This window comes from Actinoplanes sp. TFC3 (assembly GCF_001553785.1).
Lineage (GTDB): Bacteria > Actinomycetota > Actinomycetes > Mycobacteriales > Micromonosporaceae > Actinoplanes.
In genome coordinates this window covers 3,293,382-3,318,048 of record NZ_LOJP01000001.1, presented here as the reverse complement: position 1 = coordinate 3,318,048, position 24,667 = coordinate 3,293,382, and the positions used below count along the sequence as shown (strand labels likewise).

At 71.2% G+C, this 24,667-nt stretch carries 23 protein-coding genes; 11 read left to right on the top strand and 12 right to left on the bottom strand.

Annotation, left to right across the window (positions count from 1 at the left end):
* Window positions 1–23 precede the first annotated feature (23 nt).
* A complete protein-coding gene (locus TFC3_RS14870) occupies window positions 24–1,106 on the bottom strand; it encodes a serine aminopeptidase domain-containing protein (protein WP_067500108.1) in 1,083 nt (360 codons plus the stop codon).
* A gap of 406 nt (window positions 1,107–1,512) precedes the next feature.
* A complete protein-coding gene (locus TFC3_RS14865) occupies window positions 1,513–1,923 on the bottom strand; it encodes an ArsI/CadI family heavy metal resistance metalloenzyme (RefSeq protein ID WP_067500107.1) in 411 nt (136 codons plus the stop codon).
* Window positions 1,924–2,068: 145 nt separating this feature from the next.
* On the opposite strand from TFC3_RS14865, the gene TFC3_RS14860 reads away from it, so the two are divergent.
* The 3 genes from TFC3_RS14860 to TFC3_RS14850 all read left to right on the top strand — a co-directional run bounded on the left by TFC3_RS14860 (window position 2,069) and on the right by TFC3_RS14850 (window position 4,137).
* Window positions 2,069–2,377 carry an ArsR/SmtB family transcription factor gene (locus TFC3_RS14860; protein ID WP_369819625.1) on the top strand — a complete coding sequence of 103 codons (309 nt, stop codon included), beginning with the start codon at window positions 2,069–2,071 and terminating at the stop codon, window positions 2,375–2,377.
* Between the two features lie 343 nt (window positions 2,378–2,720).
* Window positions 2,721–3,302, top strand: a complete 582-nt coding sequence (locus TFC3_RS39315; RefSeq protein ID WP_067500105.1) for a DUF3253 domain-containing protein — start codon at window positions 2,721–2,723, stop codon at window positions 3,300–3,302.
* Window positions 3,303–3,333: 31 nt separating this feature from the next.
* Window positions 3,334–4,137 carry a chromosome condensation regulator gene (locus TFC3_RS14850; protein ID WP_067500104.1) on the top strand — a complete coding sequence of 268 codons (804 nt, stop codon included), beginning with the start codon at window positions 3,334–3,336 and terminating at the stop codon, window positions 4,135–4,137.
* On the opposite strand, the gene TFC3_RS14845 is transcribed toward TFC3_RS14850, so the two are convergent.
* Window positions 4,130–4,339 (bottom strand): hypothetical protein, encoded by a 210-nt coding sequence (locus TFC3_RS14845; protein ID WP_201787162.1) that lies wholly within the window; start codon window positions 4,337–4,339, stop codon window positions 4,130–4,132. The two genes, TFC3_RS14850 and TFC3_RS14845, sit on opposite strands and share 8 nt — an antisense overlap.
* Window positions 4,340–4,481: 142 nt before the next feature.
* Between TFC3_RS14845 and TFC3_RS14840 the strand changes: the two genes are divergently transcribed.
* On the top strand, window positions 4,482–5,231 hold the full coding sequence (locus tag TFC3_RS14840; protein WP_067506707.1) for a phosphotransferase family protein: 750 nt from the start codon (window positions 4,482–4,484) through the stop codon (window positions 5,229–5,231).
* A gap of 4 nt (window positions 5,232–5,235) precedes the next feature.
* Here the strand turns inward: TFC3_RS14840 and TFC3_RS14835 are convergent, their stop codons facing one another.
* From TFC3_RS14835 to TFC3_RS14820, 4 genes are read right to left on the bottom strand one after another with little or no spacing between them, the layout of a single operon-like run.
* Window positions 5,236–6,012, bottom strand: coding sequence for an ABC transporter permease (locus TFC3_RS14835; RefSeq protein WP_067500103.1), 777 nt, complete (start codon window positions 6,010–6,012; stop codon window positions 5,236–5,238).
* On the bottom strand, window positions 6,009–6,926 hold the full coding sequence (locus TFC3_RS14830; RefSeq protein WP_067500101.1) for an ATP-binding cassette domain-containing protein: 918 nt from the start codon (window positions 6,924–6,926) through the stop codon (window positions 6,009–6,011). Before TFC3_RS14830 ends, TFC3_RS14835 begins: the two co-directional genes overlap by 4 nt.
* Window positions 6,923–7,774 carry a DUF4097 family beta strand repeat-containing protein gene (locus TFC3_RS14825; RefSeq protein ID WP_067500099.1) on the bottom strand — a complete coding sequence of 284 codons (852 nt, stop codon included), beginning with the start codon at window positions 7,772–7,774 and terminating at the stop codon, window positions 6,923–6,925. Before TFC3_RS14825 ends, TFC3_RS14830 begins: the two co-directional genes overlap by 4 nt.
* 27 nt (window positions 7,775–7,801) lie before the next feature.
* Window positions 7,802–8,311, bottom strand: coding sequence for a histidine kinase (locus TFC3_RS14820; protein WP_067500097.1), 510 nt, complete (start codon window positions 8,309–8,311; stop codon window positions 7,802–7,804).
* 20 nt (window positions 8,312–8,331) lie between these two features.
* Between TFC3_RS14820 and TFC3_RS37990 the strand changes: the two genes are divergently transcribed.
* The 7 genes from TFC3_RS37990 (at window position 8,332) to TFC3_RS14795 (ending at window position 16,833) form a co-directional block, all read left to right on the top strand.
* Window positions 8,332–8,472: a hypothetical protein gene (locus TFC3_RS37990; protein WP_161952595.1), complete on the top strand. Its 141-nt coding sequence runs from the start codon at window positions 8,332–8,334 to the stop codon at window positions 8,470–8,472.
* 83 nt (window positions 8,473–8,555) lie between these two features.
* Window positions 8,556–10,310, top strand: coding sequence for a hypothetical protein (locus tag TFC3_RS14815; RefSeq protein ID WP_067500096.1), 1,755 nt, complete (start codon window positions 8,556–8,558; stop codon window positions 10,308–10,310).
* An 11-nt stretch (window positions 10,311–10,321) separates the two neighbouring features.
* Window positions 10,322–10,978: a DUF1326 domain-containing protein gene (locus TFC3_RS14810; protein WP_067500094.1), complete on the top strand. Its 657-nt coding sequence runs from the start codon at window positions 10,322–10,324 to the stop codon at window positions 10,976–10,978.
* A complete protein-coding gene (locus tag TFC3_RS14805; protein ID WP_082772060.1) occupies window positions 10,975–11,658 on the top strand; it encodes a DUF2182 domain-containing protein in 684 nt (227 codons plus the stop codon). The genes TFC3_RS14810 and TFC3_RS14805 overlap by 4 nt, the downstream gene beginning before the upstream one ends.
* A 14-nt stretch (window positions 11,659–11,672) precedes the next feature.
* Entirely contained in the window at window positions 11,673–16,145 is a 4,473-nt protein-coding gene (locus TFC3_RS14800; protein WP_067500090.1) for a multicopper oxidase domain-containing protein, read from the top strand.
* Window positions 16,145–16,309 carry a hypothetical protein gene (locus tag TFC3_RS37985; RefSeq protein ID WP_161952594.1) on the top strand — a complete coding sequence of 55 codons (165 nt, stop codon included), beginning with the start codon at window positions 16,145–16,147 and terminating at the stop codon, window positions 16,307–16,309. Before TFC3_RS14800 ends, TFC3_RS37985 begins: the two co-directional genes overlap by 1 nt.
* Window positions 16,306–16,833: a hypothetical protein gene (locus TFC3_RS14795; protein WP_067500088.1), complete on the top strand. Its 528-nt coding sequence runs from the start codon at window positions 16,306–16,308 to the stop codon at window positions 16,831–16,833. The genes TFC3_RS37985 and TFC3_RS14795 overlap by 4 nt, the downstream gene beginning before the upstream one ends.
* 49 nt (window positions 16,834–16,882) lie before the next feature.
* On the opposite strand, the gene TFC3_RS14790 is transcribed toward TFC3_RS14795, so the two are convergent.
* The 5 genes from TFC3_RS14790 to TFC3_RS14770 all read right to left on the bottom strand — a co-directional run.
* Window positions 16,883–18,886: an alpha-1,4-glucan--maltose-1-phosphate maltosyltransferase gene (locus TFC3_RS14790; RefSeq protein ID WP_067500084.1), complete on the bottom strand. Its 2,004-nt coding sequence runs from the start codon at window positions 18,884–18,886 to the stop codon at window positions 16,883–16,885.
* 16 nt (window positions 18,887–18,902) lie between these two features.
* Window positions 18,903–19,823, bottom strand: a complete 921-nt coding sequence (locus TFC3_RS14785) for an aminoglycoside phosphotransferase family protein (RefSeq protein WP_067500083.1) — start codon at window positions 19,821–19,823, stop codon at window positions 18,903–18,905.
* Window positions 19,817–21,283, bottom strand: coding sequence for an SDR family NAD(P)-dependent oxidoreductase (locus TFC3_RS14780; RefSeq protein WP_067500082.1), 1,467 nt, complete (start codon window positions 21,281–21,283; stop codon window positions 19,817–19,819). The genes TFC3_RS14785 and TFC3_RS14780 overlap by 7 nt, the downstream gene beginning before the upstream one ends.
* Window positions 21,284–21,376: 93 nt before the next feature.
* The gene (locus TFC3_RS14775; protein ID WP_067500080.1) at window positions 21,377–23,974 is read right to left on the bottom strand and encodes an MMPL family transporter; all 2,598 of its coding nucleotides are present in this window, start codon (window positions 23,972–23,974) and stop codon (window positions 21,377–21,379) included.
* A gap of 52 nt (window positions 23,975–24,026) precedes the next feature.
* A partial coding sequence (locus TFC3_RS14770; RefSeq protein WP_067500078.1) for a hypothetical protein occupies window positions 24,027–24,667 on the bottom strand: 641 nt, incomplete at its 5' end.

The following is a 24,667-nucleotide window of genomic DNA, read 5'->3' as shown; positions in this document are numbered from 1 at the left end:
GCGAGGCCCCCGGAAGCCGGGATTCAGCCGGTGACGGCAACCTTGGGGAAGGCCGGACTTGGCCCGTCGAGCAGATGCCCTCGCCGGTGCCGCAGGTGCAGGTCGAAGAACGCCACGGGAAACGCCTGCTGGATGCGCACCGCAAGCCCCGGGTCCAGCGCGCCGATCAGCTCGGCAAGATCCTTTTCGCTCAGCCCCACCACGGGCGCCAACTGCGGATAGAACCACTGATAGTCCATGTACGACGTGTGCACCGCCCCTTCGGCATGAACCTCGCGCCGCCAGCCCCGCAACTGCTCCCAGAACTCAGGCACGACGTCGCGGGGGTTCTCGGCCGTCAGCATCAGGAACGGGCGCTGCAGCGGCGCCGTGATCACCGGGATCATCGGCGCGTCCAGGCTGAGCCCGGCTCGCACCCGCGGGTCACGGCTCATCGCCCACGCGGCCGCCGTCCCGCCCTTGGACCAGCCGGCCACGCCGACGCGCCGGGTGTCGAGGGCATGGCCCAGCCCGGCCGGCAGCACCCCGGAGCGGCTCAGCACGGTGTCGATGACATGGGACAGGTCGTCGGCGAAGTCCAGCGATCCCAGCGACTCCGGGCTGGGGCTCAGCACGCGCCCGCCGGGCAGCTCGGTGTAGGCGTCGCCGGTGTGGTCTACGGTGATCACCACATAGCCGTGGCTGGCCAGCTCCTGAACCATGATCGTGGTGTCGGCGCGGTGGCTGTGCGCACCATGCGAGTAGAAGATCACCGGGTGGGCCCCGCGGCGTACGGGAGCGTTGCGATGTCCCGAGGTGTACGCCGGAAGTACCGCGTCGGCCGGGAAGCCCGCGTCGGCGAGCAGGACCGTCAGCACCTCCGGCAGCATCCATAGGGATCGGGGATGGCGGGCAGTGTCGCGGGCGGGGTACCAGATGTGGGCCGGGAGCAGCCGGTCGTCGCGGGTAAGGGTGAACGCAGCGGTGCCCACCGGGTGCGCCCCGGTCGGCCGGGGCAGGGTCAGCCGCGGGGTGCCGGGGGCGGCGAAAGCCTTGCCGCTCAACGCAATGCTGGTTCCCGCCGCCAGGGTCGCGGCGAGCAGGTGCCGTCGGGTCAGGGTCGTCATGCGATCAACTATAACCCAGGCGTATACGCTGAGAGTATAGTGTGAACAAGAGAAGCAGATGCATCGATGGACTCCGGCGGGAGCCTTAGATCAAGGTGCTGAACAATTAGCGAGCTTTCCGGTTCCCCCGCTTGTCCGGAGATACCCTGGGAAAAACGTCGCGTGCTTGCGATCCTCGTTCCCGCCGTCGTTGCCGCCGGCCCCGGTGTCGCCGGCATCACCAAGGCGCTGGCCACCACCACGGGCTCGGTGGTCAGCTCGGCGAACAACATGCGCGCCCCCGAGCGCGTCGATCTGGACGTCGTGCACGAGGGCCCGCGCAAGCCGGCGGACGGGCCGATCGTTGCGGTGAGGTGCACGGCGGGGTTCGGGAGACACAATGTGGCTTTGACGTCTCGCAGCGCGCTCACGTCTGATCGCAGCAGTTCGGCGGCTGCTTGTCGCCGACGTTCGAATCGCCCTTGACGACGTAGACCTCCCAGGACTCGTCGCCGGGGCCGTGCACCCACACCTTGTCCTGCAACGCGTAGCAGCACTCGGTGCCGCCCTCCGTCAGGGTGATCAGGCCTGCTTCGGTCAGCCGGGCGGTCGCCGCTTCGACTGCCTCACCGGTGTCGACCTCGACCCCGAGGTGGTCCATCACCGTCGGCCGGCCCGGCTCACCCTCCAGCAGAACCAGCTTCAGTGGCGGCTCCTCGATCGCGAAGTTCGCGTACCCCGGCCGGCGCTTGGCCGGCTCGACGCCGAACACCTTCGCATAGAACGCCACCGACGCCTCCAGGTCGGCCACCCGCAGCGCGAGCTGAACACGAGACATACCTGACCTCCAGCCGATTCGACCATCATCTAATTCGCAGCTTGCCATCGGATTCGACATCCGTCAAACTCAACGAGTGTCGAATCCAGGTCTGCGTGTACTCCCGGCCGAAGGCTGCTGCAACACGCCGATGGTCACCGAGCCGGTGAGCGAGTCCGACGCTGGTGTCCTGGCGCAGAGCTTCAAAGCCCTCAGCGACCCGGTACGGCTGCGCCTGCTGTCGCTGATCGCCGCCCGCGCCGGGCAGGAGGTGTGTGTCTGCGATCTGCTCGACGCTTTCACCCAGACCGCGCCGACCATTTCGCACCACCTCAAAGTGCTGCGCGACGCCGGCCTGATCACCGGCGAGCGCCGGGCGTCCTGGGTCTACTACCGCGTTGTCCCGGCTGCTCTCTCCGCGCTGTCGCAGCTGCTCGACGCGTCCGCGATGACCCCCCGGCAGACACCCGCATGACCAGCACACCCAGCGTCCTGTTCGCTTGCGTCCAGAACGCCGGCCGCTCCCGGATGGCCGCCGGTTGGCTGCGCCAGCTAGCCGCGGCGACACGTGCCCCATCCTCCCCGGCGAACGCTAGGAGGACTGGAGCCTCAACGACCCCGCCGGCCAGGGCCTCGACACGGTCTGCCCCAGCCGCCGCCCTGCACCGGCTGGTGGAGTCGCCGTTCGGGCTCTTGTTCCGCTGCGTGCGCAGCTACCCCGCGCCCCCTGCCCGGGGCAGCGTCCGTCATGACCTCGTTTCGCGAGGTCCCTCTGCCACCTCAGCCCGGCCAAGAGCCACCTCGGGGACAATGGCAGCATGGACAGCGGCGAGGACGGCGCACCAACGGCAGACGGCCGCTACCTGCTCGGATCCGGGTCCCGGAAGCGAGCCCCCGACCCGGCCGTCCCCGACCCCCTGCGCCGCGAACTGGCAAAAGAGCTGACCGCAGCCCGCCAGCTAGCCGCCACCGACCCGGACGCGGCCCGTCCGCGAGTCGAGGATGCCGAGACAGCGCTGGGCGAGAGCGGCGAACCCTGGTGGGAACCGACCCTCGAAGGCCGGCAGGTACGCCTGGCCGCCACGATGCGCGCCCTGTTGCGAAACCGGCGTCCCGAGTCGACCATCTGCCCGAGCGACGCAGCCCGGGTGGCCGGCGGCAAGGACTGGCGGGAACTCATGGACCCGGCGCGCGACGTGGCCGCGGAGTTGGCGCGCAAGGGGATCATCGTCGTCCGGCAGGGCGGCAACGACGTCGATGTGGCCACCGCGACCGGCCCCGTCCGCCTCGCTCGTGGCCCCAACTGGCAGAACAGCCCCGAGCGGCAAACCAGCCCCGAGCGGCAAACCAGCCCCGAGCGGCAAACCAGCCCCGAGCGGCAAAGCGGCCCCGAGCGGTGAAGCGGCCGGACCGCAAAGGCAGAATCACCCCGTGAGAGTCGTAGCCGCAGCCCGCCGCCATTCCCTGGGCCTGCGATCCGATGGCACAGTAGCCGCAGCAGGCTCGAACACCTCCGGCGAGTGCCGCGTAGCCGAGTGGACCGGCGTAACAGCCATAGCGGCCGGCAACGTTCACACCGCCTCCAACACCGGGCGCTCCCACAGCGTCGCCCTCCGCGCCGACGGCACCGTGCTGGCCACCGGCTGGAACGGTGACGGGCAGTGCGACGTCGGGGGCTGGCGCGGCATGACGGCGGTGGCAGCCGGGTGGCGCCGAACCCTGGGCCTCGCCAGTGACGGCACGGTGCTGGCGGCGGGCCGGCGCTCCGAGGGCGCGTGCGAGGTCGGCGATTGGCGGGACATCGTGTCGCTGGCTTGCGGGGATTGGCATTCGGCAGGAGTCCGGGCGGACGGGACCGTTGTTGCTGTGGGTAACGGGCGTCGTGGGCAGTGCGCTGTGGACACATGGCGTGATGTCCGGGCGGTTGCTGCGGGTCACCTGCACACGGTTGGGCTTACCGGAAGTGGGCGGGTGCTGGCGACCGGAGATGGTGGGGAGGTTGGCGGCTGGCGGGACATCGTGGCCGTGGCCGCCGGGAGTTGTCACACCGTTGGGGTCACCGCCGACGGGCGGGTGGTGGCTGCGGGCGGCAATGACGCGGGTCAGTGCGAGGTGGGGGCCTGGCGGGGGATCGTTGCGGTGGCGGCCGGATCCGCCCATACCCTGGGGGTACGGGCGGACGGCAGCGTTGTTGCCACAGGCGCCAACGAGCACGGGCAGTGTGACCTCAGCTGATCGCGGCTTCGGCCCGGGGCCGGGGTCGTAGCGCCGCCGGTCGGCCGGGTGGCGGCGGCGTCCGACGTGCTGGTTGCTGCATCTCGTCGAGCACGGGGGCCACCGTGGCCGGGTCCAGGTTGAGCAACCGGCTGAGATCCTGCTGCGACAGCCGCGGGCCGCCGGCGTGCGAGGCCAGAACGAAGATATTGCGGGTACGCATCCCGGCCGCCGCCAGTGCCCGCTCGACATCCTCGACCAGCAGCAGCGCGGCCTTGTGGAACAGGAACTGTCCCCGGCTCGGTGCTCACCGTCCGGCCATAACTCGCTTCCGCCCCGGCCCGGCGTGCCCGATAGTGGACCTGGTGCAACCGGTTGCCGATCAGGTCGAGGTCATCGTCGCCCACTCCGAGCGGGCCACTCTGCGCGTCGGCGACGTCTTCCTCAAGGTTGACGCCCATCCCACCCGCACCGGCGTCGAGGTCCAGGCGATGGCCCTGGCGCCGATCCCGACTCCGCCGGTGTTGTGGCGCAAACCGCCGGTCCTTGCGATCGGCGTGGCCACCGGCACAGCGCTCGGGCGCCTGGGGGAGCCGTCACCCGCGTCCCCAGCGGCGTGGACGGCCACCGGTGCCGCCATCCGCACGCTGCACGAAGCGCCGCTGCCGCCGTGGCCCGGCCCGGACGTCGACGGCATCGCCGCGGACCTGAAACGCGAATGCGAGTGGCTCATCAGCTCCGGTGCCCTTCCCGCTGAGCTGGTCAAACGCAACCGCGAGATCGCCCGGGCGGTGTTCCGGCCGTACCCCCCGGTCTTCGCGCACGGCGACCTGCAGATCACCCACGTCTTCGTGGTCGGGGACGAGGTCACCGGCGTGATCGACTGGTCCGAGGCGAGCCGGGGTGATCCGCTGCACGACCTCGCCACCCTGACGCTGGGCCACGAGGAGCACCTCGACGACGTGCTCGCCGGCTACGGCACCGACGTCGATGTCGAGGTGATCCGCGCGTGGTGGTCGGCGCGCAGCCTGCTCGCCGCGCGCTGGCTGATCGAGCACGGCTTCGACCCCGACTCGCCGGGCTGCGAGTTCGACGTCCTGCGCGCCCGGATGTGAGGGCTCAGAGCTTGTTGTAGCTGCGCCGGGCCCACAGGTAGCCGCCGAGCGCGATCACCGTGCACCACGCCAGCGACCACAGCAGGTCGTGGGTGGCCGGTGCCGAGCCGTGCAGCGCGGCCCGCATCGCTTCCATGAACGGCGTGAACGGCTGGTAGTCAGCGAACTGGCGCAGCCCGGCCGGCATGGTGCCGGTGGGCACGAACCCGCTGCCCAGGAACGGCAGGAAGGTCAGCGGCATGGGGGTGTTGCTGGCTTCCTCGACGGTTTTGGCCACCATGCCCAGGGCCACGCCCAGCCAGGTGAAGGCGAAGGTCACCACGGCGGCCAGGGCGACGAAGCCGAGCCAGGCCAGCGGGTTGGCTGTCGGGCGGTAGCCGATCGCCAGGGCCACGGCGAGCACCAGGGCCAGCCCGATGAAGGTCTGGATGATGCTGCCCAGCACATGGCCGGTCAGGATCGAGACGCGGGCGATGGCCATGGTCCGGAAGCGGGCCACGATGCCCTCGGTCATGTCGGTGGCCACCGACAGCGCGACGCCGGTGGCGCCCGAGCCGATGGTCAGCATCAGGATGCCCGGCACCACGAAGTCCAGGTAGTCAGCGCGGGTGCCGCCCAGCCCGGCGCCCAGCGTGGCGCCGAAGACGAACACGAACAGCAGCATGAAGATGATCGGCAGGGCGGCCAGCATGAGCGTCAGCGACGGGTAGCGCAGCAGGTGCCGCAGGTTGCGGCGCAGCATGGTGTTCGAATCGCGGACGGCGTACGCGAGCGAGGTCATGGCACCGGTTCCTTGGCGGTGAGGGCGAGAAAGACGTCGTCCAGGTCGGGGGTGTGCACGCTCAGCCCGTCGATCTGCACGCCGGTGGAGTCGAGCGTGGCCAGCAATGTGCGCAGCGAGTGGACGCTGCCGTCGCTGGGAACATCCAGCGTCAGGCCGTCGCCAGGGGCCCCCAGGTCCAGGGCGCGGGCGGCGGTGGTGACGTCGGCGGTGTCGAGGAACGTGAGCGTGACGTGGCCGCCGGGGACGAGACGCTTGAGCTCGGCGGGGGTGCCGGAGGCGACGATCCGGCCGGCGTGCAGCACCGCGATGCGATCGGCGAGCTGGTCGGCCTCCTCCAGGTACTGCGTGGTGAGCAGAATGGTGACGCCGGCGGCGGCCAGCGCGCGCACGGTGTCCCAGACGGCCCGCCGGGCGCGCGGGTCCAGCCCGGTGGTGGGTTCGTCGAGGAACACGATGCGCGGCGTGGCGACCAGGCCCATCGCGATGTCCAGGCGCCGCCGCATGCCGCCGGAGTAGGTGGCGGCCGGGCGGTTCGCGGCGTCGGTGAGGTCGAACTGGGCGATCAGCTCGGTGGCGCGGCGCCGGCCCTCGCGGCGGCCCAGGTGGTGCAGGTCGGCCATCAGGATCAGGTTCTCGGTGCCGGTGAGCAGGCCGTCGACGGCGGCGAACTGGCCGGTGACGCCGATGGCGCGGCGCACCGCGTCGGGATCGGTGACCGGGTCCGCCCCGGCGACGCGAAGATGGCCGGCGTCGGGACGTACCAGTGTGGTCAGGATGTTGACTGTTGTGGTCTTGCCTGCGCCGTTGGGGCCGAGCAGGGCGAAGATCGAACCCGCGGGCACGTCCAGGTCGATGCCGTCCAGCACGACCCTTCCCCCGTACGATTTCAGCAGCCCCCGCACCGCGATCATGCCGCTGCCCGCACTATGTCGATGTTGCCGAACGCGGTCCGTGCCTTGATCTCGACGCTGCCTTCGCCGTGCTCGGGGCCGTCGGTGGCCGACAGTTCGCTGCGCACCTTGCCGAACGTGGTGTTCAGGTCGAGGTACGCCGCGGTGCCGGGGGTGACGCCCACGTGCAGCGAGCCCGCGGCGGTCTGCACGTTGACCGAGCCGTTGCTGACCTGGTCGAGGCGGATGCTGCCGTTGGCCGTGGTGGCGTGCACGTCAGCGCCGGCCGAGTGCACGACGATGTTGCCGTTGGCGTTGCTGATCTTCAGGTTGCCCGCGACCCGGCCGATGCGGCTGTCGCCGTTGGAGTTCTTGACCACGGCCGAGCCCTGCACCTCGCTCAGCTCGGTCACCCCGTCGGCGGTGCTGATCCGCACGTCACCGGCCGCCTGGCTGAGCGTGACGGCACCGCTGGCCGTGATGATCTCCACTGCGCCGGTGTGTTCCAGCTGCACAGCCCCGGTGGCGGTCTTGATGAAGGTGTCGCCGAGCGTGCCGGTGGCGTGCACGGTGCCGATCGCTGCGTTGAGCCGCAGCCGCGAACCGGTGGGCAGGGCGATGTCGACGTCGACCGAGCCGGGCTTGCCGAGCAGGCCGAGCCCGCGGGGGCGGGGGGTGCGCACAGTCAGGCGCCCGTCGGCGAACTCGACGCGGGTCTGCTCGGCGGACTGCACGTCGCGGTCGGAGGCGGGGTTGGCCGGGCGGATGCCGACGACGGTGTCGGTGCGCTCGGAGGCGGTGAGGCGCACGTCGCCGACGTTGAGCTCAAGGGTGACGTCGATGGGTTCGAGGGTGTCGAAGGCAGGCATGGCGCGATCCTTTCCGGGACGAGGAGATCAGCGGGCCCAGCCGGTGAAGCGCTGGCCGGTGAAGGGAGTGCGGGGGGTCTGCCGGCGGGGGTTCTGCTGCACCGCGGCGGTGGCGGCGCGCACGAGCCAGGCGTTCACCGACAGGCCCTCGCGGCCGGCGGCTTCCTCGATGCGGCTCTTCAACTGGTCGGACAGGCGGAAGTTGATCCGCGACACGGCGCCGTCGTCCGGCTCGGGAGCCGATGGTGCCACGGTGGCGTCATCTGGCACCTTGTACGGCTCCGGCGTCTCGGCCGGGGGAGGGGTGACGACGAACCCGGGGTCGCCGCCGCGCAACCGCAGCTCCACCGAGCCCGGGGCCAGGTCGCGGGTGATCTCGTCAGCCGCTGCGGACAACGCATCCAGCATGGCGAGCCGGAAAGCCGAGTCCATCGGGGCAGTCAAGCGCTCGGCCAGGGCGCGGGCGTCCGGGCCACCCAGCTCGGCGGCATTCGCCAGCTCCTCCCGAAGGTGGGCGATGTACGTGGTCAAGTTCATGGCACCACTATGGCACCACAATGACGCCATGGCAATGCCTGGCGGATGATTCGCCGGTCGGCGTTGTCGGCTGTCTGCGCTCCGGGCCGGCCGCCGGGATGCTGGTGCGCGACGTCGCCGATCCCAAGCTGGAGACCTTCCGGGTGGTCGAGCATTTCTGAAAGGCCCGGCCCGGGTGTATCTCGGTGCTTGATCACCGGCTCTCCCTCTCGCACCCACCGGTGAGAGACACGGGAGGACCGGTATGCAACGCAATCCGCAACACCTGGCCGCGCGGGGACCCATCGACGCGGTGAACGGCTTTCCGCTCTGGTACAAGGACGCGTCCGGGCAGCGGCTCGAGCTGGCCGTTGACCCGGGCGACCCGAACACCCAAGCCCTGGGCGATCTGCCCGATCCACTCGCACCTGTCAGCTTCCCCGGCAACTTCCCGGACGAAGCGTTCTACTTTCTCGCCGAGGCCGAGATGCCGGTCGGCGGTCAGCCCCGCCACGGACGGGCCCGCCTGGTGCTCGCCCTGGAAGCCGCCTTCGCCGGTACGGGCGCCGTGGCCGACGGCCAGCAGCAGGTCTTCGCCCGCGTCCGGGTACGGCTCGACGGCGGGATCCCCGGCGCGTCGTACACTTTCACCCACCCGTACGGCCAGACCGACCCGTTGCCCGCCGACGAGAACGGCCGGGTCTTCGTCACCGAGGACATCGGCGCCGGCGCCGGGCTGTTCGACCTCGCGGTCACCGACGGCGAGGTGGCCCCCTTCCTGCGCTGGGACACCGGGGCCCCGGCCGGCTACCTGGGCGACGGCGCCACCGAGCACACCATCACCGGCAGCCCGCTCGGTTTCAACTTCCTGCGCGTCGAGGGCCCGCAGGTCGCCGGTGCCGGAGCCGGCCCGGACCCCGATGACCCGGCGAACCCGGACAAGATATTCACCAACCTGTTCACCGTGCAGGGCCGCATCTCCACCCTCGCGGGGGTCGAGGTGACCCGCGCGGTCTACGCCCGCTCGGCCGGCACCACCGTGGTCGACGTGTTCGCCACCAGCGAGCCCGGGCAGAGCCTGCACGCCGCCGGCTCCACCCTCACCACAGCCGCCACGCTCACCCCGGCCGGCGCCGTCTACCACGTCCGCGCGGACGTGCCGGACGTCCCGGACACAGTGGACGTGGTGAACGCCACCGACCAGCCGCCGAGCGTTGCCACGGCGGTGGTCACCGACGCGGTCACCGTGGAGGTCGCCGCGTACGACACCGCCCAGGGCCAGCTCACCGTCGAGGCCTCGTCCAGCGACCTCGACGACGTGCCCGTGCTCACGGTCACCGGGCTCGGCCCGCTGACCGCCGGCAAGGCGATGTTCGCCGGCCTCGGCGCGGCCCCGGCCACCGTGCAGGTCGTGTCCTCGCACGGCGGCTCGCACACCCGCCACGTGCTGGTCGCCGGCCCAGCCGCGCCCGGCGACCCGGTGCGAGCTGCCGCCGGCCCGGACCGCCTCGCCGCGGCGGGGGAACTGGTGACCCTGGACGCCCGGGCCAGCACCGGCGCCGGGGTGAGCTTCAGCTGGGCGCAGATCGACGGCGCGCCGGTCACGCTCACCGGCGCCGACCAGCCGGTTGCCACGTTCACCGCACCGGCCGGCGGCGCGGTGGAGTTCGAGGTGAGCGTGCAGAACGCCGGAGCCGTGGACACCGACAGCGTCTCCGTGCAGGTCGACCCGGCCGGGCCGGGCACCGACACGCTGGCCACCACGCTGGTGGAATTCCGCACGAACTCGGGCCGCTGGCGCATCACCGGTACGGCCACCGCGCCCCTGCCCGACCGGGTCACCGTGGCGCTGGCCGGGGTGGAGATCGCCAGCGGGCCGGTCGACGCGCTGCACGAGTTCGACATCCGGCGCACGGTCATCCCCGGCGAGGCCGGTGTCACCCCGGCGGCCGGGGCGAGCGTGACCATCACGTCCAGCCGGGGCGGCGCTGTGACCGTACCCGTATCGATCCGCAACTGAGGGGCGGAACCATGGCCTATCTGCTCTCCGGCGTCTTCACCGAGGCGTGCGACTGCACGCTGATCTGCCCCTGCTGGCTCGACGACGCGCCCGCCGAGGACCACTGCACCGGCCTGTTCGCCTGGCAGCTCGACGGGACCGCACGCATCGACGGCGTCGCCGTGGGCGGGCTCGACGTGGTCAGCGTCTCCACCCACAGCGGCGGGCGCCGCGCCGGCACCACCAGCACCGCGGTGTTCGTCTCCGAGGCCGCCACCGACGAGCAGTTCGAGCTGCTCGCCGCGGGCTTCAGCGGCAAACTCGACGGGCTGCTGGCCGGCCTGGCCGACGTCAGCGGCGCGGTGCTGACGACCGCGCGCGCCGCTATCGCCATCACGGCGGACAACGCGGGCTGGCACATCTTCGTCGGCAAGCCGGGGCAGGCGAGCGTGGCGGGAACAGGGCGTGTCGAGGTCACGGGATCGGCTGCCGCCTTTGCCGGGGAGGACGAGCCGCTGACCCTGACCGGCACCGCGCTCAGCAAGGAACTCAGCGTGGCCGGCAACGGCCAGGTGGTGGCACACCGCACCGACGTGCTCGCCGTGCGGGTGCCCGAGTTGCCGGGCGCGTACCTCGACGTGGAGGGACGCTCGGCCATGCGCGGGCGCTTCCAGTACGCCTCACGATGAAAGGTTTCGTGGTCGCCCTCGGCGCGGTGGCGTGGCTGGTGATGATCTCGCTGCACGGCGGGACCACCCATCACCACGGCGCCGCGATCGGGCCCGCGCTCGCCGGCTGGGCGGTGATGGTCGTGGCGATGATGCTGCCGGCCGCGCTGCCGCTGTTCGAGCTGATCCGCCGGTTCACCCCGGGCCGTCCGGCGACCGTCGCGCTGGCCATGGGCATCTATCTGGGTGCCTGGACGGCCGCGGGGGCCGTCCTGGTGTCGGCGAACCTGGCGCTGAGCCGGTGGGTCGCGAGCTGGTCGTGGACCTGGGAGCACCCGCACGCGCTGCTCGGCTCGGCGCTGATGCTCGCGGGTTCCTACCAGTTCAGCTCGCTGAAGGATCGCTGCCTGACCGCGTGCCGCACTCCCCGCGGGATAGCCATGCTGCACTGGCGCGGCCTGCGGGCGCCCTGGCGGGAAGCCGGCACGGTGGCCGCCGTGTACGCCGGGTCCTGCGTCGGCTGCTGCTGGCTGCTCATGACGACCGGCCTGGTCAGCGGGGCCGGCTCGTTGATCGCGATGGCCGTGCTCACCGCCGTGATGGCCGCCGAGCGGCTGACCCGCCAGGGCCGCGTGCTCGTACGCCCCGCGGGTGCCGCAGCCATCATCACCGGCGCCGCGTTTCTGCTCGGCGCCGTATAACCAGGAGACCTCACATGCCTGACCTGACCTATGACGTCGTAGCCCGGCAGTTTCCCATCGTCTACACCAACGACGGCGACCACGACCCCGGCGGCCTGCTGTACACGTTGCGCGCCTACCAGCCGCTGCTCGACTTCGCCCAGGCCCGCTGGGACGACGACGAGCAGTTCCTGCCGCGCATGCACGAACGCTCGCAGTGGATGCAGATCGTCGTGGACGGGCTGTGGCGCTACGAACGCATGCTCGAACACCCGGCCCCGGCCACCCCGGCCGCGACGCAGAACTTCACGGCGACCGTCGACGAGGTCGAAGCCGCGCTCGCCCTGATCACCGGCGGGCAGGTCACCGCGATCTCGCCGGACCCGGTGATCCGCGCGGCGTGGGCTGAGCTGTACCAGGACGCGCTGACCAGCACCCTCACAGCGATCGAGGAGCGGCTGAGCAAGCTGGAAGCCGGCGACCACGTCGAGTTCCAGCGCCTGGCCACCGAGAGCGGCCTGAGCGTGACCCGGGTACGCCGCCTGCTGCTCAACGACCACCGCGAGAACGTGCGGGGCCTCGCCGAGCACACCCGGGCCTACGACAGGTTCAACCCGCTGCGGCCGATCCCGGTGGTACGCCCGCTGGTGCTGCGCGCCGCGCTGGGCCAGCAGGTCGACGTGCACCTCGAGAACCAGATCCGCGACCGGGCGGTGGGGCTGCACGTGCAGGGTGACCTGCTGGGCTCGGTGCTGGAGAACGACGGCGCGCAGGTGGGCCGCAACGAGGCGAGCACCGTACTCCCCGGGCAACGCCGGACCTGTCACTGGAAAGCCACGCATGAGGGGGTGTGGCCGGTCAACGACCTGGGCGACGTGCGCGGCACCGAAGCCGGTTCCAACGTGCACGGGCTGTTCGGGGCGTTCATCGTCGAACCGGCCGGGGCCACCTGGAGTGACCCGGAGACCGGGGAGCTGCTGACCGGCACCGGCTTCGCCGACGGCCCGTACGTGGACATCATCATGCCCGGCGCGCAGCACACCGGCGACTACATCGATCTGCACACCGGCGGGCCGCACCACCACCGCGAGTTCACGGTGTTCCTGCATGACGAGCCGGAGGTGCACAGCGGCCTGCATCCGGCCGGCGAGCACGACGTGATGCCGTTGTCGTACCGGGCCGAGCCGATGCCCAACCGGCTGCCGCACCGGATGCGCCGCTACGCCGAGCAGACCCTGGACCGGCCGCTGCCGCAGGGCAACGACGTCGACTTCGCGGCCGTGAAGATCGAGATTGACGACGAGTTGAGCGAGGTGTTCCACATCGGGCGCACCGCCGACGGCGAGTTCCTGGAGATCGTTGCGGGCGAGGAGCAGCACCACAGCTCGTGGCTGTTCAACGATCCGGTGACGCCGATCTTCCGGGCGTACAAGGGTGATCCCGCGCGCGTGCGGCTCGTGCACGCCGGGGTCAAGGAAACCCACGTCTTCCACCTGCACGTGCATCAGTGGCGGGCCGTTCCGCAGGACACCGCAGCCGCGGGTACGGCCAAAGGCTCGCAACTGCTGGATTCGATCTCGATCGGGCCGCAGACCGCCGTGACGATCGACCCGCTCTACGGCTCCGGCAGCCGCCAGCACGCCCCGGGCGACGTCATCTGGCACTGCCACCTGTACCCGCACTTCCACCACGGGATGTGGGGGCTGTGGCGCAGCTTCGACCGGCTCGTCGACGCGGTGGCGGTCACGGCGTACCCCGACGCCACGCCCGTGCACCCGCTGCGGCCGCTGCCCGGGCGTGACCCGGACCGCCGCGACGACCGGCACCCGGGTTTCCCCTGGTTCATCGACGCGACCTTCCCGCGCAAGTCCCCGCCGGTGCCCGCGGTGGTGCCCGAGCTGCTCGGCGGCCGCCGGCGTCTGCTGCGCATGCCGCTGCACTCGGCCACCGAGCTGGCCGCGTTCGCCCCCGGCGCGGTGGCCAACCCGCAACCCGCGCAACTGTTCGTGGACCTCGACGGCGACGCCGCCATCTGGAACGCCCGGGCCGGTCAGCCGCCGCCGCGCATCCTCAGCTACGACGTGCGGGTCAGCGCGGACGAGGTGCCGTACAACAACCGGGGCTGGAAGGACGACAACGGTCACCACTACCAGATCACCCGGGTCCGCGTGGACGGCGAGGACTTCGAGCCCCCGGCCGGGAAGATCGAGGCGTTCTTCCCGCGCGCCAACCACGGCGACGTCGTGGAGTGGCGGCTGTTCAACGAGCTGGGCTCCATCGCGGCGGACGGGTTCGACCTGCCCACACCGCCGGTGGAGTGCGGCCTGCACGTGCACCTGGTCAAGTTCGATGTGCTGGCCGCGGACGGCTCCTCGACCGGCTTCAACTATCTGGCCGGGGCCAGCTGCCCCGAAGCGGTAGCCGCCGTGCCGCACTCACCGGACAACCTGCCGGTCAACGTGGGCCTGCACCGCTGGGTGGTCGACGAGGAGTTCGGCCCGTGCTTCTTCCACGACCACCTGCTGGCCAACTACCGGCAGAAGCACGGGTTGTTCGCCGCGCTGATCGCCGAGCCGCACGGCTCGCGCTGGCTGCTGCCGGACCAGCAGAGCGTTGCCTGGTCGGGGCCGCAGGCGGTGGTGCTGCCGCCGGTGGACAGCGGCATCGCGCCGTTCCGCGAGGCCGGGCTGGCCGTCGGGGACTTCGTGCCGCTGGTGGACGCGACCGGCAAGCCGCTCAACCCGCCCGGCGAGCTCAGTGGCGACGACGACCCGGGTTCGATGGCTGTCAACTACCGGTGTGCGCCGCTGACCTTCCGCGGTGACGACCCGTCGCAGTGGTTCGCCAGCAGCGGTACGCCCGCCGCCGCTGAGGAGGAAGAAACCGAAGAGCCTGAGACTCTCGCGGCCGCCGGAACGCCGGTCGAAACCGGGGACCCGGAGACCGAGCTGATTCGCACCTATCCCGGTGAGCGGCTGCGGCTCCGGCTGGTGCAGGGCTCGCACGAGGAGTCGCACAGCTTCGTCACGCACGGGCTGCGGTGGCGCCGCGAATGGCACAACGACGCGTCGGTGCTGGTCAACCAGCAGACCATCGGGATCTCCGAGGCGTTCACCCTCGATGTCGACGACTACGGCATCGGTGATCACCTGTGGCACCTCGCCGCCATGGACGACCTGTGGCTCGGCTGCTGGGGACTGGTCCGCGCGCTCACCCCGCACGAATCCAACCTTGAAGACCTACCGGCGCTTCCGGGTACGGCCAGAGCCGGCACTCTGCCGCCGCGACCGCTGACCGGCACCGGGGTGCGTGAGTACGTGGTGCGGGCCCGGCGAATCGAACACGAGTACGACGGGCGGCACCTGACCGATCCGTGGGGGCTGATCTTCGAGGAGGCGGGCGGGTTCGTCACCGATGACGAGGGCAACCGGCGGGCCGTGAACGTACGGGAAACCCGGGAGCCTTTGGTTCTGCGGGCCCGGCGGGGGGAATGGGTGAAGGTGACGCTGATCAATGAGCTACTGCCCGGTGAGGATCCGTTGCTGCCGGAGTTCGGGGTGGAGCCCGAGCCGCCGCGGCTGCCGCTGGACGAGGATCAGCGCACGGTGACGCCGAGGGTGTCGATGCACCCGAGCCTGCTGCGCTACGACGTGGTCAGCGATGACGGGGCGTTCGTGGGGCGCAACCATGACGGCACGGTGGCGCATCTGCAGGGCGAGGAGCACGGGCACGGCGAGGCGGTGGATCCCGAGGCGGCCGGGCGGGTGGTGCTGCGCGACGGCCCGCGACACGACCACGACGAGAACAACTGGCGCGAGTACTGGTGGTACGCCGACGAGGATCTGGCGCCGGGGTCGTACCAGGAAGGGCCCGGTCAGGTCTGCTACCTGCAGGATCTGGCCGATGTGCGTAACCACCGCCACCACGGACTGATCGGCGCCCTGGTGGTCGAACCCGGCGATGTCACCGCGTTCGACCCGCGCACCGGCATCGAACGCTGGACCGGCGGCAACGTTCTGCTGCGTAACGAGCACGGCCACCTGGTCGCCAACGAGCAGGTGCTGCTGATCCAGGACGGCCTGCGGCAGTTCGTCAACGGCAACCCCGACCTTCCGGTACGCGACATCGTGCCCGACGACGACCCGGAGGACTCCGGCGAGAAGGGGTTCAGCTACGGCTCGGCCATGGTGCACCCGCGCGACGTGCTCCGCCGCGACACCCCGCCCACGCCGATCTGGCACGCCCGGGTGGGGCAGACGCTGTGGCTGCACCTGGCCGGCGCCTCGGACAAGCCGCGGGCGCACACCTTCACCGTGCACGGCATGGCGTGGGAGCACGCGCCGTGGGTGCCGGGCGGACCGCACGAGGGTTCGCTGTCCGGGTTCACCGCGGGTTCGGCCCGCACCATGGTGATGCAGGCCCGGCATCGCGGGGACCATGCGTACCGGTCGGGTGCGTTCCGGTGGGCCGTGGAGAACGGCGCATGGGGAGTAATCAGGGTGCAATGATGGCAACTCGGGAACAGTCCACCTGCCAGGACCTGCGAGTGGCAGTGGTGATGACCGGCGGGGTGAGCCTCGCGGTCTGGATCAGCGGCGCAACCACCGAGCTGTACGACCTGGCGATGGCGCGCCGCGCGAACGTGGCCAGCGGGTCAAGCCGATCCGCATGATTTTCGGTGCGCTGCGGGGGTACCTGCTCGCGGTGTGGGCCATGGTGACCGCGATGAGCCTGGGCTCGTTCGGCCGCAGCGCCGTGGAAGCCACGGTCGGTGCCGGGGCGGCGCTGCTGGCGCTGGCCATCGTCGTGCCGGGCGTGCCGCTGGCGGTGACCCTGACCGGGGTGCTGTTGCTGCTGGCCGGGGTGTCGGCGGCGGCGCTGCGAACCAGGGACGGCTGGGGCGTGGGCTGGCGGGTTGCGGTGGCAGCGGTGGTGGTGCTCGCCGCGCTGATCTGCCAGGTGGTGCTGCCCTGGCACGGCAAGGTGCCCTGGGACCAGATCATCAATGCGGGCATCAAGGTCGGCATCGTGCTGGCGGTGGTGCTGCTCGGACGTTGGATCGCGGGCACCCGGCCACCTCGGCGCGCCGCTGTGGGCGTACCGCAAAAGGCTGCTCCCGCGACGTCTCCGCGTGCCCGTTCCTACCGCCTGCTGCCGCTGCTGCGCCGCCGGCAGCAGGTAGACGCTGACCTGTGAGCGTCACCCGGCGGTGAACTCGCCGCCGGGTGAACGCCCGCGTGGTTTGTCAGGCGAAGCGCCCCCACGCGTGCCCGGTTACGTGCACGATGTGGACCGGTTCGTGAGCGGGATCCAGGCGTACGAAGTTGTGCTCGCCCCAGTTCCACTGCTCGCCCGTGATCAGGTCATGGGCCACGAACCCCTCGTGCCAGTCGCGCCCGAGCAGCGGCATCGTCAGGTGGATCCACGTGTCGCGGGTGTGCTCGGGCGCCAGGTTGGCCACCACCACGATCACGTCGTCGCGGTCGTGGACCCGGCGGGCCTTGGAGAACACCAGCACGTTGTCGTCGTCGGCGTAGTGGAAGCGCAGGTTGCGCAGCCAGTGCAGGGCGGGGTGGGCGCGCCGGATCTGGTTCAGCTTCGTCAGGTACGGGGCCAGGGTGTCGCCCGCGGCGTCGTGCTCGGCCCACTGGCGGTTCTTGTACTCGTACTTCTCGTTGTCGATCTGCTCCTCGGCGCCGGGGCGAGCGACGTGCTCGTGCAGTTCGTAGCCCGTGTAGATGCCGTAGCTGGGCACCAGGGTGGCCGCCAGCGCCGCGCGCATCTTCCACGCCTCCGGGCCGCCGTGCTGCAGGAACGGCGTGAGGATGTCGTGCGTGGTGGGCCAGAAGTTGGGGCGCATGTACGCGGCAGCAGGCCCGGCCAGTTCCGTGCAGTATTCCTGGATCTCGCTCTTGGTGTGGCGCCACGAGTAGTAGGTGTACGACTGCTGGAAGCCCACCTGGGCCAGGGTGTGCATCATCGGCGGGCGGGTGAACGCCTCGGCCAGCCAGATGATGCCGGGGTGCTCCTCGGCGACCTCGGCGATCAGCCGTTCCCAGGACCACAGCGGCTTGGTGTGCGGGTTGTCGACCCGGAAAATGGTGACGCCGTGGCTGATCCAGAGCAGCACCACGCGGTGGATCTCGGCGTACAGGCCTTCGGGGTCGTTGTCGAAGTTGAGCGGGTAGATGTCCTGGTACTTCTTCGGCGGGTTCTCGGCGTAGGCGATGGAACCGTCGGCGCGGGTGGTGAACCATTCCGGGTGCTCGGTGACCCACGGGTGGTCGGGCGCGCAGTTGAGCGCGAGGTCCAGGGCGACCTCGAGGTTGAGTTCGCGGGCACGGCTGACGAACGCGTCGAAATCGGCGAAGGTGCCCAGGTCCGGGTGGATGGCGTCGTGGCCGCCGTCGGAGGAGCCGATGGCGTACGGGGATCCGGGGTCCTGCGGCTCGGAGTGCAGCGAGTTGTTGCGGCCCTTGCGGTTGACCCGGCCGATGGGGTGCACGGGGGTCAGGTAGATGACGTCGAAACCCATGCCGGCGACCGCGGGCAGCCGTTCTGCGGCGGTGGCGAACGTCCCGCTGACCCACCGGCCCGCGGCCTCGTCGAAGTGGGCGCCCTCGGAGCGCGGGAAGAACTCGTACCAGGATCCGTAGAGCGCCCGGTCGCGTTCCACCAGCCACGGGTAGCCGGGGGAGGGCGACACGAAGTCGCGCAGCGGGCGGGCGGCCAGGTCGGCGCGGACGGCCGGGGAAGCGCCCGCGCTCAGCCGCGCCTCCGGGGTGGATTTGGTGTCGCGCAGGCAGGCGATCGCGTCGGTCAGCGCCGCGGTGCGACCGTTGGCCGCGACGGCCCGCTCCAGCACGAGCGCGCCTTCTTCGAGCATGAGCTCGACGTCGACCCCGGCGCCCACCTTGATGACCGCGTCGTGGTGCCAGGTGCCGTACGGATCCGACCAGCCCTCCACCCGGTACGTCCACAGCCCGGTGCTGCTCGCGCTGACGGTTGCCGCCCAGGCGTCCAGCCCCGCGTTGACCCGGACCATGGGGATGTGCTGTTCGCGACCGTCCGGGTCGGTGAGCACCACCGTGGCGTTGACGGCGTCGTGGCCCTCGCGGAACACCGTCGCGGTGACCTCGAACTCCTCGCCGACCACCGACGTGGCGGGCCGGTTGCCGCCGTCCACCACGGGAGTCACCCCCACCACGGGGATCCGGCCGATGGGTCGGGGCGTACGCAAGCTCGTCATAGGACGAGACGTTATGTCACATCAGGCCTGCGTGCAGCGCAGCGACCGCCATGTCGTGCGCGCCTTCGGCCTGCTGGTTGTGATGAGCGCGCCACAACGCCGATTCCACCTTGCGCGCCACGCACCACGCCGAGATGCGCGCCGGGTCCAGATCCAGTTCCGCCGCGAGCACGGCGGTCAGCTCCCGCAGGTCGGTGTCCGAGGTCGCGGACTGTAGGAGCAGCGGGGGTACGTCGTAAGCGGGGTCGCCGATCAACGGTTTCGGGTCGATGGCCACCCACCCGTCCCCGGCCGAGAGGATGTTGCCGGGGTTGAAGTCGCCGTGCAGCACCACCTCGCGGGGAGCCGACGCGGGCAGGTCGTGCAGCAGCCGTGCGCCCTCGGCGACCAGGCCCGCGTCGTAGGCCGGGTGGATGCGGCCCATCCGCTCGGTGACCAGGTCACCCCAGTCCCCGGCCACGTCGACCAGCGTCTCGATGCTCTCCGCGTTGTGCGCCGGGCGGCCCTCGGGCACCCCGGCCGACCAGAGTTCGCGCAGCACGTCGGCGCCGAGGCGCAGCTTGTCAGCGGCCGGGAGCACCTGGGCGGCGAGCTGTTCGCCGGGCAGGCACTGCTCCAGCACCAGCGCGTGGCGTACCGGGTCGTGGCGGAACAGCCGGACCGCGCCGTGGCCGTCCCAGAGGCGCAGCGCTGCGGGTTCGGCGTACATCTCCCGGTGCGGCCAGGCGATCTTGAGGATGACAGCGGTGCCGTCGGCGAGCGTGGCCGGTGCCACCCAGCTGCACGACCCGCCGTGCAGCGGCGGCCCGAGCATCAGCCCGAACGCGTCGCTGACCTCGTCGATGAGACCGGGCAGCTCACCCAGCCAGCGCCGGCCGTCCGCGGTACGCGACAGCTCGCGCACCACCGGCAGGTCGGCGGGGATCGAGGTCACCATGCGACCGGCGCGTAATCCTTGAGGAAGCAGCCGTACAAATCCTCGCCCGCCTCGCCGCGCACGATCGGGTCGTACACCCGCGCCGCACCGTCCACCAGGTCCAGCGGCGCGTGGAACCCCTCACCGGCCAGCCGGACCTTGGTCGGGTGCGGGCGTTCGTCGGTGATCCACCCGGTGTCCACGCTGGTCATCAGGATGCCGTCGGTGAACATGTCGTCGGCGCTGGTGCGGGTCAGCATGTTCAGCGAGGCCTTGGCCATGTTGGTGTGCGGATGCCCGGCACCCTTGTACCCGCGGTTGAAGATGCCCTCCATGGCCGACACGTTGACCACGTACCGCCGCGGGAACGGTGACCGTGTCATGGCCTCGCGCAACCGGCTGACCAGGATGAAGGGGGCGGTGACGTTGCACAGTTGCACCTCGAGCAGCTCCAGCGCCCCCACCTCGTGCACCCGGTCGCTCCAGCTGTTGGTCGCGGCGAGGTCCGGAACCAGCCCGCCCGCGTCGATCGCGGTCAAGGCCGCCACCCGCTCCGGCGTGGCCGAGCCGCCGGTCAGGGCCAGCGCGGTCAGGGCGTGCGGGCTGAAGGTCTCCCCACCGCCGATCGTCAACGCCGCCGGGTGCGCGTCCGAGGCGTGCCCACCCCCGAGATACTCCAGCTCCGGCAGGGGCCCGTCGGGCAGGGCCGCGGCCTCGGCGGCGGCAATGGCAGCATAAGAACCGGGCGATCGCCGTACGGTCTGAGCCGCGTTGTTGATCAGAATGTCCAACGGACCCCGAGCCGCCACCGATTCGGCCAGCGCGATGACCTGCGCCGGATCCCGCAGGTCAAGCCCCACCACCCGCAGCCGGTGCAGCCACTCGGCGCTGTCGGGCATCGCCGAGAACCGCCGCACCGCATCATGCGGGAACCGGGTGGTGACGGTGGTGTGCGCCCCATCGCGCAACAACCGCAACGCGATGTACATGCCGATCTTGGCCCGCCCGCCGGTCAGCAGCGCGGACCGCCCGGTCAGATCGGTGCGCGCGTCCCGGCGAGCCCGGTTCTCAGCCGCACACCGCGGGCACAGCTGGTGGTAGAACGCGTCGACCTCGACGTACCGCTGCTTGCAGATGTAACAACCCCGGGGCTGGCGCAACACCCCAGCGCTCTGCCCCCGCGTAGCCGTGGACAGCGGAAGCCCCGCGGTCTCATCATCGATCCGCGAAGCCGCGCCGGTAGCGGTGGCCTCGGTGACCGCCTTGTCATGGGCGAGGATGGCGTCCCGGCGTTCCCGGCGGCGGTGCAGCTTGACGGTTTTGAACAGCCCGGCGGTGGCCCGGCGCAGCGCCACGGCGTCGGGGTGCTCCGGATCGAGCGCCTCGGCCTCGGTGATGACGGCAAGGCAGATGGCAAGCCGCTCAGAGTCAATGGCGGCCTGCTGCGGCGCGGCGGCTGTCTCGTCGGTTGTTGCGGTCATCCCGTCCCGTTCCTGAAAAGGCGGCCCTCACCACCCGGCGCGCCACGATATCCGTTCGCAGCGCCACGCGGCCAGCGCCCGTGCCCCCGCGCGTCACCGCGGCGAACCACCCGGAGGATCGTCCCGCAGCTCCCGGGGCACCCGGAAAACGGCCGTGACCTCGGTCTCGTTCTCCACCCGCCCGAACTCCCGGGTCGCATCAGCATCGACGGCAGACCGGCCGTGACTCCGCGAGCCGCCAAAACTGCCCGCGTCGCTTTCCTCCCGGCCACTGGGCCCGGCCGGCAGTTCCGGCCGCCGGGGCGCCTGCAACTCCCGGGTACCGTCACCCGGTTGCTGATCAACCGTGATCCGAGCAAGCCCCGGCCGCGGAGCCGAACCGGCGAACGGCAGCTCAGGCATGGGCGCAGCCCCGGCCACTGGCAGCTCGGGCGCCCGTGGCGGGGGACAGGCCCGCTCCCCAGCGTGCGACGAGTCCGGAGCCGGGAGGTACTCGGGCGTCAACGGCGCAGCATGCCGCCCACCCCGGACCTGTCCAGCCTCCGGTAACGCGACCTCGGACCGCCCGGCGCTGAGTCGCTCATCCCCGGGCGCCGCAACCTCGTCCTTCTCGCCCAGCCCAGCCCGCTCCTGCAACCGCCGCAGCACCCCCGGCGCCCACCAGGCCGCATCCCCCAGCAGCCGCAGCACAGCCGGCACCAGCAGCATCCGCACCACCGTCGCGTCCAGGAACAACGCGACGATCATCCCCACCCCGACGAAGCGCATCGTGCTCACCGAGCTCAGCGCGAACGCCCCCGTCACCACGATGAGCAGCAGGGCCGCCGCGCTGATCACCCGGCCGGTCCGGGTCAGGCCGGTGGTTACGGCTTCGGCGGTGCAGGCTCCTCGGGTACGGGCCTCGACCATCCGGGACAGCAGGAAGACCTCGTAGTCCGTGGACAGGCCGAACACCACCGCGGCCATCAGCACGACGATGCCCGCCTCAAGCGGCGCCGGGGTCACCGACAGCAACCCCGCGCCGTGGCCGTCCTGGAACACCCAGACCAGGATGCCGAAGGTGGCGCTCAGGCTCAGCGCGCTCATCAGCACCGCCTTGATCGGCAGCAGGACCGAGCCGAAGGCCAGGAACATCAGCACCAGGGTGGCCCCGGCGAGCAGGCCGATCATCAGGGGCAACCGGTTGCCGATGGCGGTCAGGCTGTCCACGTTGCGTGCTGTTGTGCCGCCCACCAGCAGCGTTGCGTCCAGCGGGGGGCGCAGGTCGCGGAGGTCCCGCACGGCCGAGCGCGCCGATGCGCTGAACGGGTCGGTGTCCTTGAGGGTGGCCGTCCACGTCACCACCGAACCGTTGCTGCCGGCCGGGGTCACCGACGCGACCCCGGGAACTCCGGTGACTCGTTCGGCGAAGGCGGCAGCGCCGCCGGGGCTCGGTGCCGCGCCGCCCGAGCCTTGCAGCACCACCTGGACACCGGCGCTGCTCAGGGCCGGGAAGTCAGCTTTCAACGTCTCCACAGCCTGCCGCGAAGGGTCACCCGCGGGCAGCACACGCTCATCGTTCTCGCCGAAACGCACGCCTGCGATGGGCGCCGCGAGAACCACCAGGCCGACCAGGATCGGCAGGGCCACCAGCACGGGATGGCGCAGCACGACACCGGCCAGTTTGGCCCAGCCGTTGCCGGAAAGCCGCAGCGGTAGACGTACCGGAAGCTTGTCGACCCTGGTCCCCAGCACGGCCAGCAGCGCGGGCAGCAGGGTGAGCGACAGCAGCGCCGCGAGAGCCACGGCGGCCAGGCCGCCATAGGCGAGAGACTTCAGGAAGCCTTGCGGGAACAGCAGCAGGCCGGCCAGGGCGATCATCAGCAGGGAGGCCGAGAAGACGACGGTACGACCAGCCGTCGCCACCGTGCGTGACACAGCTTGCGCCGCCGTATGCCCCGCGTCCTGCTCCTCGCGGAAGCGCCCGACCGTGAACAGGCCGTAGTCGATGGCCATGCCCAGGCCCAGCAGGCTGGCCACGTTGACGGCGAAGGAGTTGACGTCGTGGCTCGCCGCGATCGCATGCAGCACGCCGAGCGAGCCGAGCACCGCGCAGCCGCCCACCAGCACCGGCAGCGACGCGGCGACCAGCGAGCCGAAGATGAACAGCAGCAGCACCAGCACGATCGGCAACGAGATCAGCTCGGCCTTGGCCAGATCGTCGGTCGAACGGGCGGCCGAGGCGTCGTTGAGCGGCGCCGCACCGGCCAGTTGCACGGTCGCGCCGGGCACGCTCAGCTTGTCGGAGATGGCCCGGTAGGCCTCGAGTTTGGCCCCGTCGTCCTCGCCGGCGAGCGTGATCACGGCGACCGCGCTCGTGCGGTCGGCCGCCGCGAACTGCGCGACCTTGCCCGGCCAGTAGCCGCTGACCTGGGCGACCTCGGACTTGGGCAGCGCCGCGAGCCGGGCCTGGACCGCCTTGCCGAGCGCCGGGTCGTCGATGCTCGCCCCGGCCGGGCGGTAGATCGCGATCAGGTCCCCACCCTGAGAGCCCAGTTCCTGCCGTACGACCTCAGCGGCCCGGCTCGACTCCGCACCCGGGTCGTTGTAGCCGCCCTCCGACAGTTGCCCGAACACGCCCATGCCCCATACGCCGGCGCTCACGACCGCGGCAATCGCGATCAGCAGCACCGGCCAGCGGAACCGGGCCACCAAGGATCCCCACCGGGCGAACAAAGAGTTTCTCCTTACCCAGCTCCACGCGTCAGCGTAGCGTCGCCGCCTCGAGCGCCACACCGCCGCAGTCGTCGTCGAACGAGTCGTCCGTGACCCAGCTCAGGTTGAGCTTGCCGTCCTTGGGTGCCCGGTAGGTGACCACGAAGGCCGTGGTGCCCACGTTGCTCCCGCGCTCGGTGAACGTGGCCGTCGCGGTCGGGCCGCCGGTGGACAGCTTCGCGGTGAGCTTGCCTCGGGCGGCGCGCGCGCCGACGTACAGCTTGAGGGTGCGCGACGAGGTGGCCGCCGGGGCGCTGAGCGTGAAGCCGTTGCCTTCGTCGCAGGTGCGGATGCCGGTCGGCGTGCCGTCGGAGCGCTCCACCGGGTTGCCGCCGTTCCAGCGGAAGCGCTGCGGGCTCAGCCCGTGCCGGAACCGCGGTGCCGTCGGGGCGCCCTCGAGGATCGCGAACCCGCCATTGGCCTTGCGTTCGAGCGAGAACGTGCCCTGCTCGCCCCAGTGCACCCAGTCCCGGCTGCCCTCGGCGGTCAGGTCGACCACCTGGGCGATGCCCGTGCGGGCGATGCTCACCGAACCCGGGAACGGCGTCTCGCGCTTGGGCGGGGGGCTCGTCCTGCTCGGGCTGGGGCTCGGTGTGCTGGTGGGCGGCAACGACGGCGTCGGCGTGGGGG

Excerpts from the sequence above, each read along its gene's own strand:
- TFC3_RS14800 (WP_067500090.1), top strand. The coding sequence starts at position 11,673 with ATGCCTGACCTGACCTATGACGTCGTAGCCCGGCAGTTTCCCATCGTC.
- TFC3_RS14845 (WP_201787162.1), bottom strand. The coding sequence starts at position 4,339 with ATGCGTACCCGCAATATCTTCGTTCTGGCCTCGCACGCCGGCGGCCCG.
- TFC3_RS37985 (WP_161952594.1), top strand. The coding sequence starts at position 16,145 with ATGGCAACTCGGGAACAGTCCACCTGCCAGGACCTGCGAGTGGCAGTG.
- TFC3_RS14870 (WP_067500108.1), bottom strand. The coding sequence starts at position 1,106 with ATGACGACCCTGACCCGACGGCACCTGCTCGCCGCGACCCTGGCGGCG.
- TFC3_RS14805 (WP_082772060.1), top strand. The coding sequence starts at position 10,975 with ATGAAAGGTTTCGTGGTCGCCCTCGGCGCGGTGGCGTGGCTGGTGATG.
- TFC3_RS14820 (WP_067500097.1), bottom strand. The coding sequence starts at position 8,311 with ATGAACTTGACCACGTACATCGCCCACCTTCGGGAGGAGCTGGCGAAT.
- TFC3_RS14785 (WP_067500083.1), bottom strand. The coding sequence starts at position 19,823 with ATGGTGACCTCGATCCCCGCCGACCTGCCGGTGGTGCGCGAGCTGTCG.
- TFC3_RS14810 (WP_067500094.1), top strand. The coding sequence starts at position 10,322 with ATGGCCTATCTGCTCTCCGGCGTCTTCACCGAGGCGTGCGACTGCACG.
- TFC3_RS14835 (WP_067500103.1), bottom strand. The coding sequence starts at position 6,012 with ATGACCTCGCTCGCGTACGCCGTCCGCGATTCGAACACCATGCTGCGC.
- TFC3_RS14830 (WP_067500101.1), bottom strand. The coding sequence starts at position 6,926 with ATGATCGCGGTGCGGGGGCTGCTGAAATCGTACGGGGGAAGGGTCGTG.
- TFC3_RS14790 (WP_067500084.1), bottom strand. The coding sequence starts at position 18,886 with ATGACGAGCTTGCGTACGCCCCGACCCATCGGCCGGATCCCCGTGGTG.
- TFC3_RS37990 (WP_161952595.1), top strand. The coding sequence starts at position 8,332 with ATGACGCCATGGCAATGCCTGGCGGATGATTCGCCGGTCGGCGTTGTC.
- TFC3_RS14795 (WP_067500088.1), top strand. The coding sequence starts at position 16,306 with ATGATTTTCGGTGCGCTGCGGGGGTACCTGCTCGCGGTGTGGGCCATG.
- TFC3_RS14780 (WP_067500082.1), bottom strand. The coding sequence starts at position 21,283 with ATGACCGCAACAACCGACGAGACAGCCGCCGCGCCGCAGCAGGCCGCC.
- TFC3_RS39315 (WP_067500105.1), top strand. The coding sequence starts at position 2,721 with ATGGACAGCGGCGAGGACGGCGCACCAACGGCAGACGGCCGCTACCTG.
- TFC3_RS14815 (WP_067500096.1), top strand. The coding sequence starts at position 8,556 with ATGCAACGCAATCCGCAACACCTGGCCGCGCGGGGACCCATCGACGCG.
- TFC3_RS14825 (WP_067500099.1), bottom strand. The coding sequence starts at position 7,774 with ATGCCTGCCTTCGACACCCTCGAACCCATCGACGTCACCCTTGAGCTC.
- TFC3_RS14865 (WP_067500107.1), bottom strand. The coding sequence starts at position 1,923 with ATGTCTCGTGTTCAGCTCGCGCTGCGGGTGGCCGACCTGGAGGCGTCG.